This window comes from Paenibacillus sp. FSL W8-0919 (assembly GCF_038003785.1).
In the GTDB taxonomy this organism is placed as follows: domain Bacteria; phylum Bacillota; class Bacilli; order Paenibacillales; family Paenibacillaceae; genus Paenibacillus_AQ; species Paenibacillus_AQ lactis.
Map to the genome: position 1 here is coordinate 3,191,105 of NZ_JBBOPV010000001.1, position 13,077 is coordinate 3,204,181.

Below are 13,077 nucleotides of genomic sequence, written 5' to 3' on the forward strand. Positions count from 1 at the left end.
GTTGCAGAGGGGTTGGCCCTTGGCTTCTTTTGTATCGCGTGGAGTCCTAAAAATAGATTCAATATCTCTAAAAATCCAAGGGACGGTGGTTTAGATATGAGTATTGTGTTCAGGCCTTATGCAGGTGAAGATGATTATGAGGCGATACGCGACATCATCGTCCGAAAATTTGAAGAACCCAACAGACGATTCTATCCGAGTCTCGGTGACCTGGATTACAACCGTTCGTTTGGCGGTGAGGAATTTTTCAAAAAGTTAGTAATTATCGCAATAGAGGACAACACAATAATCGGTGCAATATGGCCAGGATATTACCGGATCTTATATTGCGTTACCTGCCCTAGGTATGCGCATGAGAGCGTTTGTCTCGGAAGAGAAATGCAAGCTTGTTTGGCGATGTTTCAGGAAAAAAGATGCTAGAAATAGGCTGTGGAAACGGTCAATCCTTGCAATATCATTGGGAACGCCAAGCATCCGAGCTATGTGGGATAGATATATCGGAAAAGCAGATTGAAAAGGCCAAGCAGCATTTGACGGCATGCGGACTTTCGGCAAATTTGATCCGTTCTCCGATGGAAGAAGAATGCGGCATACCCGAGGATTATTTTGACTTCGTTTATTCGATCTATGCCATTGGCTGGACAACCGACCTTGAAAGCACGTTTAGTCGGATCGCTTCTTATTTAAAAAAAGACGGCGTCTTTATCTTCAGTTGGTCTCATCCTATACATAAATGTGTTGTTGAAGAAAATAATAGAATTGTTTTGAATAAGCGTTATTTCGATGAATCGTGGTATCCGGTATCTCCTGATTTTTGCCAAGGGGACCTAACCTTATCTGACCGAAAACTATCAACCTATATCAATGCGATGGCGAAGGCAGGGTTTGTCATTGAACAAATGATTGAAGAAACCGACAGTGAAATCATACAAATGCAGGATGAAAACAATAATTTCGTAAAAAGAGCGAAGATGTTCCCTGTAACCTTCGTTATCAAGGCAAGAAAACTTTAGGATAAGTAAAAAGGGAAGTGGAGTGCGAAATGAAATTACGTGGAGGGGACACATCCGCACCGGCTAACCGCATCATGTGGTCAGCCTCCTGAAACGTTAACATTCGGGCTTCTGTGGAATAGGAATTTCAATTAGTAGTTCAGCCAGCCCTAAATAAATCACCGATCATAATCTCTCGGATTTTGATCGGTGATATTGCTGACGAAGAAGCCGACTGCCGCTTATCCTTGGAATTTGTAAAGCTGATGCATACCGTGTTGATACATTTGCTTTGGTGTATGCTGAAGCAATAAATTTCTAACGGCGATGGCCATCGGATGTTCCAATTGAGTGATTTTTCCAAACATCCATGAACGTTTCGATATCGTTTCTATTTTTGTTCGACGGCGTGAATCGAATTCCGCAAAGGCTTGCCTATAATCGGTATGCCTACTTATACATTCGGCAGCAACCACCGCATCCTCAATCGCTTGGCAAGCTCCTTGTCCTAGATTGGGTGTAAACGCGTGGGCGGCATCACCAATAAACAGAGTGCGGTTAGAATAGAAACGATCCATGGGAATGATATCCACAATATCACGATGGATCATCTTGTGACTTGACTTCAGTAAACTGGGAATGGGATCATGATATTTTTCGAAGTGATTTGCTAAATCAGTAACTGTATAACTGCGGAATCGATCATCGTTCTCTAGGGCATTTACCATGGCATACCAATACACTTGACTATTTGGAAGCGGGATGATCCCAAAGCGCCCCTGTGGTCCCCATGTTTCAATAAATTCTTCGGACAATCCTGTACAAGAATCAGATGAGACAATGCCACGCCAACATGTATATCCGGCGAAACGATAAGAATTTTTGTTTGATAGATGTTTTCTTACGATGGAATGAATTCCGTCTGCTGCAACCAGAATATCTCCCGTCGCATCACTGCCATCACGAAACTGGATACGGACGCCATGTTCGTCTTGATTGATCCCCACACATTCCTTTCCATATTCAACTGTACTAGGAGGCAGAGCCTCATATAACAGATTGTTCAAATCTCCTCGATGAATGGAGTACAATTTGTAAGATCCATCCTGCACCGACATCTTGATGATTTTTTTCCCTTTCTGAGTTAATGTCTGAATGCCATCCCTACCGTACCCTGCTTGTATGATTCGATCCGTAATTCCGAACGGTTCAAGCGCTTGCAGCGCATTGGGAGCTATAATGATACCGGCACCGGCACCTCCTGGCTGCGGTCTCTTTTCGTATACCTTTACCTCTATCCCAAAATATCGCAATGAAATCGCCAAACACAAACCCGCGGTTCCCCCGCCTAAAATAATGACTTTGCTTCGCATGCATATGCTCTTCCCTTCAAAGTAGTTTAAACGAAAGTTCAAATCACGGTTGAAAATCCAGATAGCCGAGAACGAAACTAGCCACTAACAAAAAAATCATAATATATGCTAAAAACTGTTGCGGATGTAGTCCCAAAATGCTTTTGACATCGGACTTATATTCCTCATCAATCCAATCGGTGTTAGGAAATATTGCGGCCAATATCATGGAAAGCCAATAATACGATGCGGTCAAGATCGCTAAAATAAACTGAAACCACAGATCCCCCTCAGTCCGGAACAGTAAGTATAGCGATGAAAAACCAAGTAGAATGGATAAAGATATCGTCTGACCGTTATGAAATTTGGCGTGCGGAGGCCATTTGGGATTAAAAATATGTTGGCTCGCCGTCTTACGGACAATCACATCGGCAAGCAAGGCACCTGCAATTGTAACAATCGCCACAAAGGAAATGATTATTTTTGATATCAAAAACATATAAAACCCTCCTATCATCCAAGTTAATGTATTCACTTTGATTGTTTCCTTAGCCTCAGTGCAGACCTCGCTTGCCTGGTGTCCAAAAAGGTTTAACCTTGATCGATGAGCGTGGCCAACCGCGCTCGCGTACAAGATGTTGGAGTACCATCTGGCAAGTTTTCGATTCCCCTGCTACATACGCTGCGCCAGGTAACGCAGGAAGATGAATTTCGGATATCGCAGAAAGCAGGGATTGTGATGCAACGGCTGAAGCCCCGTTACGATATACACGAATCAGTTCCTGTGATCTCGGCATCGGTATGTCATCATCTGGCGAATTGCTCTCCAATATGCCATAAATCTGTTCTTTCGGATCAAGCGATCGAATCATGGAACCAAATGCAATGGACGCCGTTTCTTCCCCAATAAAGAGATGATAGGATGCGGGACGGATGACAAAGTCCCCCATGGGACCCCAGAACGTCACTGGATCACCAGCCTTCACGTTACGTGCCCAGTTCTGACCGATCCCTTCCTCTCCATGGAGATAAATACGTAACTCGAATGCCTGCTCTTGGGGCGAAAATTCCCAAATGGTGTAAGAGCGGAGCGTTTCACGGGGACGCAGTATTCCTCTTAAGGAAAGCGGATCGTTAATCTGTATTCTGACATGCTGTCCAGGTGAGTAAGAAAGCTTCCCCAACGAACTGGACAAAATTCGGACGCGTAACATCGATGATGAGATTTGTTCTACTTCGGACACCATCCCTTTCGAGATGTGCTTGGCGAACGCATGATGCAAGAGGTTTTGGGATGAAGGTTGTTCAGATGTGTTCTGATTTTTTTTATTCAGGTTGTCATTCATACGATGGCCTCCTTTTATCAATTGTTTTATTTATTGATAAATAAATAGAATCCAAAAAATGAGATCGTTGAATCAACGATCATGGGTACCACGGGAGCAGTTTCTCTAATTGGATTGTTTCTGACAGCGAAATAAGCAGCCCTTCTCCGATAAATATCTTGGCCTCGCGACTGGCGTCTGGATATCCAGCCTGCAAAAACTTCATTTTTAATTGCTCATAAACTTGATCGAATCCCTTCCGAACAACATCTCGAATCTCAGTCTCAGGGATGGTGTATGCCATCATCGTCACTAATATTTCGTTACGATGACTATTCAGTAATTCATTAAATGCCTGACTCATGGCCTCTTTTAACTTGTCGGAAGGAGCCTCCACATTCAAAAAAGTCTGAAAGACCCGCTGAATAGCCTGCTCAAGCACGGCAAGATAAAGTTGTTCCTTATTGCTGAAAAAATGAAACACATACGGTTGAGTGACGCCAACAGCATTTGCGATATTGGCTGTCGTTGTTTTGTAATAGCCCTTGTCTGCGAATAACTGAATGGCGGCTTGAATAATTTGCTGCTTTACATTTGGTATCGTGTCGCCTTTAGGTGAGATCGTTAACGCCCCCTAACATTTATTTATTAACAGATAAATAAATAATGCATGTTAAACAGCACATTGTCAATAGCGTAGGTTGGGAACACTTGATTTTATAGACATCAATCATTTGTTTTGAGAAACATATTTGGCGGATGAAGGTCAATGTTATTCCAATAAAATAACTTCTGTATAACCGTTATAACTTGAGCTATACTGATGTAAGAATAAGTAAGGAACTGTTCTGGACACACGACTAACGCAGTACAATATACTGCTTAAAGAGCAGTCGGCCATACAAGCTAGGTCGAGAATAGACCGTTACTTTAGGGAGTGCGGTCTATTTCTTTTTATGGTTAGAAGCGCCGAAATGAACATGCCTAACAATAACATTTAGGAAAGTGCGTCTTTGGCCACCATATGTATTAGCATTTGCCCTTGGTTCCCAGAGTTTTTACAAGAAAGAACATTCAGACTACACACGACCCGGCCTAAGTTATAAGAGTTATTTATGGCCGGGTTGCGTCATGAACGAGGGACATGTGATGAAACCTGCGAAATATGAAATTTTTTAAAGCACATATAATAAACAAACCTAAAGGAGCGAGAAAAATGAGCCCGCCGAAACATATCCTTTCCGCTGCAGCGATTGTCGTAAATGATAAAAATGAATTATTACTAATTAAAGGACCCCGAAGGGGCTGGGAGATGCCTGGCGGTCAAGTAGAGGAAGGAGAGTCTTTAAGTCAAGCTGCCATAAGAGAGACTAAAGAAGAATCCGGAATCGATATCGAAATTATTAAATTCTGCGGCATTTTTCAGAACATTGGGAATTCCATTTGCAACACATTGTTTTTAGCAAAGCCCATTGGAGGAGAATTAACGATAACAGATGAAAGCTTGGAAGTAGGGTTCTTCCCGATCGAGGAAGCGCTTCGTAAAGTAGAATGGAAGGATTTTAGACAACGCATCGAGTACTGCTTAAAACCTGAATTGCAACCTTTTTGTGTTGAGTTTGTGGATAATAAGAATATTTGAGGATAAAAGCTTCGAGGGACGTATCATCTAACAACACATTTACGATTTCTGCCGGCTTCGTTCCCCCTTGGTTCACTAGAAGTAGGGGAAGGGAAAGATAGCGAGGTTCGTGGAGGTAAGAAACGCTCTCAGAAAAACCATGTAAAGGAGATTACCATGGGATCTAGAGTCATGCATTATTGTATAACCGCACGTCTTGCTCAAGAGTTACAGATTGATGATGATCAATTTTACTTAGGCGGGATCGCGCCTGATGTACATAAAAATATGAATACCCCAAAAGCAATTTCTCATTTTGTGAAGACTAATAATGACGGGCATAAATTTGCCGATTATTTCGGATTCAAGGATAAGTATCTGAGTTCTATGAATGAACCATTTTACCGCGGATACTTCTATCATTTAATATCGGATGTTATTTGGGTCGAAGACATTTACAACAAGAAAATCAAGTGGCTACCCCAACCCGATAAGAAGGAAGCGCAGCTAAAGTATTATCGAGATTTTTGGAGATTAAATGGAAAACTGATTGACCATTATTCCGTTGTTTATAGACCGATGGAAGTCAAGCCCATAGAGATTGAAGAGATTGATTATAGATACCTCCCAGATTTAATAAAGGATATTGAAGTTGATTTTGCTAAGAAAGATGAGGCGAAGGAGCAAGAATTAGAGATTCTTGATTTGAAAGAAGTCATCGAGGTCCTTGAAAGAACCGTTAGGGAATGTGTTGCAATTTCGAGATGAGGCATAGACAATTCGATGTAAGGAATAAACATCCATAACAATGGATTACGCTGCCTGCCGGCTGAGGCGAAGCTATATGACACGAAGTTGAAGGAATCCTCGACTTGAAGATAGGAGAGAACTGGACGAGGCTTGAGGAAATATTTCAAGAAATTGAAGTCACTCGATGCTAACCACTAATCAGGACATCCAACCCAGCACGGAGCGTCAACCGAAAGAAAAGGGCGTCTCGCAAGATCGTGATTCGCTCCCCTCGGCGATAGAAATAATAAAACCTGGTGTCGTAAGGGGAGCTTCGTAATTTGGTCGAAGTATCGATAACAGCACTATGGAATCGTTCTGTGGCACCCGCCTGCTCGTTTGATCAAATCTGAATCCTTTCTATTACTTGCCGCCTGTTACACGTATCATTTCGCCATTGACGAAGGAGTTGGCCGCGGTACCAAGAAATGTAATGAGGGATGCTACATCTTCCGGAGTTCCCAGTCTCCTTGTTGGCATGGATGAGGAGAACTTCTGCAGCATCTCAGCTGGAAAATCCCTCAAGTTACGTTCGGTGAGCGTTAGGCCTGGCAAGACAACGTTGGAATAGATTCCTTCACTCGAAAGTTCGACGGCAAGTGCTCTGCTGAAACCGTGTAGTCCGGCTTTTGCAGTCATATAGGAGGATGCACCAGCCATGCCGTCCTCCGCTATCTCCGACGAGACATGTACGATACGTCCCCATTGACCGCCTTTCATGAATGGTAGCACCGTTTTTGTAATCAGGTATGCCGATTTAAGATTGTGATCAATCATTTGAAGCCATTCCTCTGGGTCACTTTCCGCAATACGAACGGGATGCCGAGCACCGGCAACAGCATTATTGACCAGAACCGAAATGGGACCATATTTCCTGCCTACACTGGATACCGCCTCTTGGATGGAGGAACTTTGGGTTAAATCCATTTGTACAGCTTCGACTATTCCACCACGTTCTTCAATTTCCTTAACGACCGATGACGAAGCGGAGGAATCATTAGCAAATGTAAACACAACTCTGGCCCCTTCTTCTGCATACCTAAGAACTGTGGCCTTGCCAATTCCTTTTGAACCGCCCGTAATCAGTACAACTTTACCTGACAGCCCAAGATCCATATATTTTTCCCTTCAGAAAAGAAATAGACCAGTCTATATAATGTTTTTGAAAAGGAACCAACAACGTACCGATGTTTACCGGCTGTTGCTGGTACAAAAATTTAGAGTTGTTTCTGTGCCTGTACTATCAATTCCTTTAATTCTTCTGCAATGGCTAACATGGGGGCAGGGCTGCGATTCGTGCGACAAAGTACGACGGCACCCTCAATTGAGGCAGTAATTAGCATTGCGATTCGTGCAGCTCTATCGGGCCTGAATCCATGTTCGATAAGCATGTTGGCATAAGCGTTCTGCCATGCTGTATAAATCTCACTGCAGACGTTCCGAAGCCTTTCGCTTGTATGGGCGGTCTCAAGAGCAACGGAAGCGATAGATCCGGCTTTAATGAAATCGGAATGCACAAACTTGCGGGCAACATACGTTACCATAGCATGTAAGGCATCAGCTGGATCGGTTACATTTGCAAGGGCCTTTCGAATTTGTTCGGTTACCGCCTGTCCATGAATGGTTACCGATTCTGCGACTAGCTCTTCTTTCCCGTTGGGAAAATAGTAGTACAACGACCCTTTGGGCGCTCCTCCTTCCTTTATGATTTGATTAAGACCTGTAGCGTGATATCCCTGAAGTTCAATCAAATGCGAAGTGGCTTGGATCAGACGCTCGCGGGCCGATAATGATCGTTCCATTGTCAGTTTCCTTTCTGAATTATAACGATTGGTCTATATAAAAAATAGCCATTTTCGCTTTTGATGTCAACAACCAAACACAATTGATGATGTAAACTTCTGGTGTTCTAACTTTTTTATCAAAAATAGTCTATGCCTCCGTCAATATAGAGAAGAGATTAGGCTAACGTTGGGTATAGTCTCGGTTAAGAATGTCGAAATCAAACCATTCCGGCCCAATATCGCGGCGGCAAACATCATGGTTCCTCAATCAAAATCCTTCCAAGTGAAATCCACGCTTAATAGACCGATCGGCCGTTCGTTAGCTTCGTATTTTTGGGCAGAGGCCGTTTGGGGGCTTTTAAAGCAGACCAAGTTGTTATAAAAACCGAATGCATTGCAAATGGATGGCCGTACCGAATGAATGCCGCATCGATCATGTCGTTCGTCAAAGAAGATGCATGTTCCGGGAAAACGCTCCTGGTTCCGTAATTCCAAACGTTGTTTAGCAGGCATTTTCCGGATGGCCTTTTTAATTTTCACTCGTTCTTGTTGAGTAATCGGAACAGGTCCGCAGCACATCCCTTTACAGCCTTTACAAGGCAAACTTTCCATCTCCATCATCTCCATTCCATTATAATCCCTAGCGTTCAAACATGCAGACACAACAAAAAAAGCCTTTAGATCGGCTCAAAGAATGGCTCTTTAAGCGTTCTAAAGACTATAGTCGACGTGTGCTTATATGGTATATTGTAGCATTTTGTTTGAATCCTTAGCAAGGGTTGAACAATTCCCGTTCAATATTCTGAACTCATTGAAGGGTCCGAGCCATCACTATGACATGCTCAATCTGTTGATATCACTTTCAAGTGATGTCACCCAAGCGGAGCATCCGACACCCGAAAGACGGGGCACCTCGCAAGATCTTAGATCTTTTCAGGACACCCCGTGCAGTAGTAATGCGCTTTTACATTTATCAACCATTAGGCCGGCTTCTGTGCTTTCGCAGCAGATGGAGCCGCACCGTCTGACTTTCGTTTGGACAGATCCATTTTACGCTGCAAAATACCAAGCACAACATCCGCGACAATCGCCAGCACCGCGGCAGGAATGGCGCCTGCAAAGATTCGCAGGGAGTTATTGCTGTTCAGCCCAGCATAGATCTCCCGCCCCAGCCCGCCTCCTCCAACGAGGGGAGCAATCGTGACTACGCCGATGGCAATGACGGCTGCAATGCGCAGTCCCGACATGATATACGTCAGTGCAAGCGGAAAACGCACCTGGACCAGCAGTTGGAAGGGGCTCATGCCAATGCCTTTTCCCGATTCTAGGTAGCTGGCCTCCACCTGTTGTAACCCAACATACGTATTGCGCGTGATGGGATTCAATGAGTACAGGAAGAGTCCAACCATGACCGTTGTCGTTCCGAGACCCATCCATAACATGAGCACCACTAACATGGCCAAGCTCGGCACCACTTGAAGGATGTTGGTGATAAACAAAATGATTTTGGCTGCCCATTTGCTTTTGGAGCACAGGATGCCCAGCGGCACGCCGACGATGAATGCCAGTCCCAGACCGATAGCGACCATCATGATATGCTGGAGGAAGTACTCCCAGAGCAACCCCTGATTTCGTGATATATACGACAAAAAGTCTGCAAATGTTAAATGTTCACTTTCCATGCTTACCCTCCTTTAGCTGTTCAAGAGACCCTGCTCTTTCAAGTACGCGATGGCGACCTCCCGCTCGCTTTTCTTCTCAATGTCCACCTGATAATTAAGCGATATCATCGTATCCGCATCCAGGCGACCGATTAAAGGCGCAATTGCCTCCTCAATTTCAGGATGCTTTTTCAATAGGTCTGAGCGCAATACCGGGCTTGCATCATAAGGAGGGAAGAATTGCTTGTCATCCTTAAGGGTTTGCAATTCGTAGGCTTTCAGCCGGGAATCCGTCGAATAGGCTAGCACGATATCCACCTGCTGATTGGCTACCGCGCTGTATACCAGACTGATCTCCATGGGGAAAACCTGTCCGAATGTAATGCCATACGCTTTGGAGAAGGCCGGATATCCATCGGTGCTTCGCTCCAGCCAGGTGGTGTCTACTCCAAGCTTCATGTTGGCCATGTCTTTTTTGACATCGGAAATTTTGGTATACCCATTGGTTTCGGCAAGATCCTTTCTTACCGTGAATGCGTACGTATTCTCAAAGCCCAAAGGATTCATCCAAGTGAATCCGAAGTGTTCCTGAAATCCTTCTTGCGCTTCCTTCAAGACCTTGGCACGGTCTTTGCTGCCGCTGATCGGGAAATGGTTGTTGAAAATCTCACCGGTATATAATGTCGCCATTTGAACATCGTTATCTTTCATCGCATTGATGACCAATGAACTGGATGCCAGATCCGGGATAATATCCACGTTGAGATCGGTTTGGTCTTCAATCAGGGCTTTGTACATCTCGGCAATAATCTTGGTTTCGGTATAGGTTTGAGTCCCGATTGTCATGTCGCTTTGAATTCCGCATGCGGAGGTAAAAGCAGCCAAAGTCAACATGCAGGCTAACATCGGGATCCATCTCAGCTTGTTCAGATTCATCACGCCTTCCTTGTTCCGTCCGGTTTGCTGCCTACGGCTGATGTGACTCATACCGCAGCGTCCCGGGTCTGGTTCTGATGGTAGTGTTTGCTAAGCCAGCCCTCAAGCAGGCCAAGCAACGCGTCAGCTACAAGTGCCAGGAGAATCGCACCGATGCCGCCGACGAATATCATCTCGGGCTTGTTCACCCCAAGTCCCGATACGATAAGATGGCCTAACCCGCCAGCGCCAATCAAGGAAGCCAGCGTTGCCCAGCTGATGATATACACCGTCGTAATGCGGATGCCGGACATGATGTAAGGAAGCGATAACGGAAGCTGAATTCTCAAAATCGTTTGAGCAGTGCTGTATCCCATCCCCCTGGCCGATTGAAGCACGCCTTTATCCACGGAGTGAAATCCGTCGTAGGTATTCCGCAGGATCGGCATCAGGGAGTATAGAAACAGGGCTAGTACGGCCGGCTTCATGCCGATGCCGAGCAGCGGAATCAGAATCGCGAGAAGCGCCAGGCTGGGAACCGTTTGAAACAGGTTTGCAATAAAAAAGACGAAACGATTGATCCAGCCTACCCGGTTATACACGAGCAGAATGCCGATCGGTACGGCAATGACCGTCCCCAAAAGCACGGCAGAGGAGGAGAGGACCAGATGCTCCTGCAAAGCCTTCAGGATATCCGGATAACGATCCGTGATGAAACTCCAAAATGCGTTCATATCACTCACCCTCTCCGTTCTGCTCCGGAGGAACGATCGTTGGATATACCTCTGCCAGATGTTTAACGACGCTGCCTCTTGTAATGAGTCCGAGGAACCGGTTATTGCTGTCGACTACGGGAAGGTTGCTGAGCTGATGGCTGTCCATGATCTCAATAGCCTGGGCAAGCGTGCTTCCCGAAGCCACCGAATAACGAACGGGATGCATAACGTCCGCTACGGTTTTGCCTTCCTCGCCGTATTGGTCGAGCACCCGGTAGATCGAAACCGCTCCTTGAAGCTGCCGGTTACGGTCTACGATCAGCAGCGAATCGACCCGCTTACTTTCCATCATCTTGATGGCTTCCGCTAATCCTCGACTCGGGAATGCAGTGACCGGGTTCGTAATCATGACTTCATCTACAAGCGGAATCTCATAGGTGCTTTCGTTTTGCAGACGCTTCGAGCCGATAAAGTCACGTACAAAATCATTTGCGGGATGACGTAAAATGGTGTCCGGTCTGCCCGTTTGAATCACTTCACCATCCTTCATCAGAACGATGGTATCCGCAATTTTAATAGCTTCATCCATATCATGCGTCACAAAAATAATGGTTTTATTGAGCTCCTGCTGCAGCCGGATCAGCTCATCTTGAAGCTGCTCACGGCTGATGGGATCAAGAGCAGAGAACGGCTCATCCATCAGGATGATGTCCGGATCGGCCGCAAGCGCACGTACGACGCCCACACGCTGCTGTTGCCCGCCGCTTAGCTCGGATGGATAGCGTGTGCCATACGTTGTATGGTCAAGCCCGACCATGTCGAGCAGCTGGTTTACTTTTTGTTCGATTTTATCTTTATCCCACTTCTTCAGACGCGGAACCACTCCCGCGTTCTTGGCGATATTCATATGCGGAAATAATCCAACGCTTTGAATGACGTAGCCGATATTGCGCCGCAGTTCAACCGGATTCAATCGGGAGATATCCTTGCCGTCAATCAGTACTCGGCCAGATGATGGCGTGTTGAGCGCATTGATCAGCTTCATCGTTGTCGATTTGCCGCAGCCGCTCGGTCCGATGAGGACGGTAATTTCCCCTTTTTTGAATTCAAGATTAATGTCTTTCAACGCGTGAAAGCCATTTTCATAAACCTTGTTTACATGCTCCAGTACTATCATTCAATCGCCCCTTTACAAGCAGTATCCATATTATGCGGAGCATTTGGCATATCATCCACGGGGATCCCAAATTCGTTGTGGGGGAAGTTCAGTATCAGAGCTCTAGATGGCGACAGCCTTGTTATGTAGACATAGAAAATGAAGCGAACGAGTTAGCAAAAGCCTCAAAATGGATAGGATTAGACGCGTTTTTTTTAATGGTGGAGAAAGAATCAAAGAGGAAGCCCGGAGGGGACTAACAATGTAAGCCCAATAATCTTCGTTACGGCATTGACTTATATCGAAAAAATTCCACCTTTATCTGCAGTGTAGTTGTCCCAACAGTATAATCCCTTATTACACCCATTCGAAAATGTATGCCAAGACTGTGACCCCCTGGTCGTACACGGGAAAGTATGTGTCTCATACATGAATCTCTGATATGCCTGAAGTCAGGCAGCTATGTTCTAATCAACTGCCTTCCCCAGCCCCAATGGATCTATGCAAAATGCATAAGCTAGCAAATTGTCCCTTAGGAATAGGTCCGTATGCCCGCAATAATATGTTTAATACCAATACCCATTTTGCTTTGGAATGAAACAAGTAGTTCGAAAGATCGGTGGGTTGCTGGTGCTTGGGGTTCAGATGGGGATGAGATAGGCTTTCTCCTTAGAGAGCAAGCCATACAAACTGAAGGGGATAAATCAAGTCTATAAAGAGGCTTGGATGATGGGGCATAAGTCTATTACTAGGGGTGTTTACTAGG

13 protein-coding genes and 1 pseudogene are annotated in these 13,077 nt (G+C 45.2%); 3 read left to right on the forward strand and 11 right to left on the reverse strand.

What is annotated here, in order from left to right; genetic code table 11:
- Window positions 1–310: 310 nt before the first annotated feature.
- Window positions 311–1,013 (forward strand): annotated as a pseudogene (locus NST44_RS14250) (class I SAM-dependent methyltransferase).
- Window positions 1,014–1,234: 221 nt separating this feature from the next.
- Here the strand turns inward: NST44_RS14250 and NST44_RS14255 are convergent.
- The 4 genes from NST44_RS14255 to NST44_RS14270 form a co-directional block, all read right to left on the reverse strand.
- The gene (locus tag NST44_RS14255) at window positions 1,235–2,365 is read right to left on the reverse strand and encodes an FAD-dependent monooxygenase (RefSeq protein ID WP_340899980.1); all 1,131 of its coding nucleotides are present in this window, start codon (window positions 2,363–2,365) and stop codon (window positions 1,235–1,237) included.
- Window positions 2,366–2,408: 43 nt separating this feature from the next.
- Complete coding sequence (locus tag NST44_RS14260) at window positions 2,409–2,843, reverse strand: DUF6640 family protein (protein WP_051425216.1); 435 nt, start codon at window positions 2,841–2,843, stop codon at window positions 2,409–2,411.
- A 55-nt stretch (window positions 2,844–2,898) separates the two neighbouring features.
- Window positions 2,899–3,690 (reverse strand): siderophore-interacting protein, encoded by a 792-nt coding sequence (locus NST44_RS14265; RefSeq protein ID WP_340899981.1) that lies wholly within the window; start codon window positions 3,688–3,690, stop codon window positions 2,899–2,901.
- Window positions 3,691–3,769: 79 nt separating this feature from the next.
- Entirely contained in the window at window positions 3,770–4,291 is a 522-nt protein-coding gene (locus tag NST44_RS14270; protein WP_340901441.1) for a TetR/AcrR family transcriptional regulator, read from the reverse strand.
- Between the two features lie 594 nt (window positions 4,292–4,885).
- Here NST44_RS14270 and NST44_RS14275 point away from each other — a divergent pair.
- Together NST44_RS14275 and NST44_RS14280 are read left to right on the forward strand one after the other, a co-directional pair.
- Window positions 4,886–5,311: an NUDIX hydrolase gene (locus tag NST44_RS14275; RefSeq protein ID WP_028406815.1), complete on the forward strand. Its 426-nt coding sequence runs from the start codon at window positions 4,886–4,888 to the stop codon at window positions 5,309–5,311.
- Between the two features lie 156 nt (window positions 5,312–5,467).
- Entirely contained in the window at window positions 5,468–6,058 is a 591-nt protein-coding gene (locus tag NST44_RS14280; RefSeq protein WP_340899983.1) for a hypothetical protein, read from the forward strand.
- 384 nt (window positions 6,059–6,442) lie between these two features.
- On the opposite strand, the gene NST44_RS14285 is transcribed toward NST44_RS14280, so the two are convergent.
- The 7 genes from NST44_RS14285 to NST44_RS14315 form a co-directional block, all read right to left on the reverse strand.
- Window positions 6,443–7,195, reverse strand: coding sequence for an SDR family NAD(P)-dependent oxidoreductase (locus tag NST44_RS14285; protein WP_340899985.1), 753 nt, complete (start codon window positions 7,193–7,195; stop codon window positions 6,443–6,445).
- A 101-nt stretch (window positions 7,196–7,296) separates the two neighbouring features.
- Entirely contained in the window at window positions 7,297–7,881 is a 585-nt protein-coding gene (locus NST44_RS14290) for a TetR/AcrR family transcriptional regulator (RefSeq protein WP_340899986.1), read from the reverse strand.
- A 246-nt stretch (window positions 7,882–8,127) separates the two neighbouring features.
- Window positions 8,128–8,475: a YkgJ family cysteine cluster protein gene (locus tag NST44_RS14295; RefSeq protein ID WP_083832582.1), complete on the reverse strand. Its 348-nt coding sequence runs from the start codon at window positions 8,473–8,475 to the stop codon at window positions 8,128–8,130.
- Between the two features lie 368 nt (window positions 8,476–8,843).
- The gene (locus NST44_RS14300) at window positions 8,844–9,545 is read right to left on the reverse strand and encodes an ABC transporter permease (RefSeq protein ID WP_007127822.1); all 702 of its coding nucleotides are present in this window, start codon (window positions 9,543–9,545) and stop codon (window positions 8,844–8,846) included.
- Window positions 9,546–9,557: 12 nt separating this feature from the next.
- Entirely contained in the window at window positions 9,558–10,511 is a 954-nt protein-coding gene (locus tag NST44_RS14305) for an osmoprotectant ABC transporter substrate-binding protein (protein WP_007127823.1), read from the reverse strand.
- Complete coding sequence (locus NST44_RS14310; protein ID WP_007127824.1) at window positions 10,508–11,173, reverse strand: ABC transporter permease; 666 nt, start codon at window positions 11,171–11,173, stop codon at window positions 10,508–10,510. The genes NST44_RS14305 and NST44_RS14310 overlap by 4 nt, the downstream gene beginning before the upstream one ends.
- Before the next feature lies 1 nt (window position 11,174).
- The gene (locus NST44_RS14315) at window positions 11,175–12,332 is read right to left on the reverse strand and encodes an ABC transporter ATP-binding protein (RefSeq protein WP_007127825.1); all 1,158 of its coding nucleotides are present in this window, start codon (window positions 12,330–12,332) and stop codon (window positions 11,175–11,177) included.
- Between the last annotated feature and the right edge of the window lie 745 nt (window positions 12,333–13,077).